This window comes from Trueperaceae bacterium (genome assembly GCA_031581195.1).
Taxonomy (GTDB): domain Bacteria; phylum Deinococcota; class Deinococci; order Deinococcales; family Trueperaceae; genus SLSQ01.
This window is the reverse complement of record JAVLCF010000021.1, coordinates 24,444-24,921: the sequence shown is the minus strand read 5'-3', so window position 1 is coordinate 24,921 and position 478 is coordinate 24,444. Positions and strand designations below refer to the sequence as shown.

The window sequence follows — 478 nt, the reverse complement described above, 5'->3', positions numbered from 1 at the left end:
CCCGCGTCGAGGACGACCTCCTGCCCCCCGACGACGGTGCGGCCGCCCCCCCGGCGCGGTCCCGACCGGCCGTCCAGCTGCGGCTCGCGGACGCCACCGCCACGGACCTGCCGGACGCCGCCTTCGACGTCCTCGTCGCCGACCCGCCCTGGGGCGACGCGGTCGGGGAGACGGCGGACCTCCCGGACCTCTACGCCGCGCTGTTGCGCGAAGCGTCGCGGCTCGTGGTGCCCGGCGGGCGGGCGTGGATCGTCACGCACGCCCTCCGGGCGTTCGACGCCGCCCTGGCGGCGGCGGGGGACGCGTGGCGTCCCGACGGCACCCTGCGGGTGTTCCACGGGGGGCACCGCCCCGCCGTGCACCGCCTCCGGCGGACGGAGGGGGAGGCGCCCGAGCGGCGCGAGGGGGACCTGCTAGACTCGCCGTCGTGAACGACGATGGCGACGTGCCCCCCCAGGACGGCGTTCCACGCGACGGT

At 79.1% G+C, this 478-nt stretch carries 1 protein-coding gene; it reads left to right on the top strand.

The window, feature by feature from the left end; all coding sequences use genetic code 11:
* Window positions 1-431: hypothetical protein (locus tag RI554_03350; GenBank protein MDR9391045.1), on the top strand; the 431-nt coding region annotated here is incomplete at its 5' end.
* Window positions 432-478: the final 47 nt, after the last annotated feature.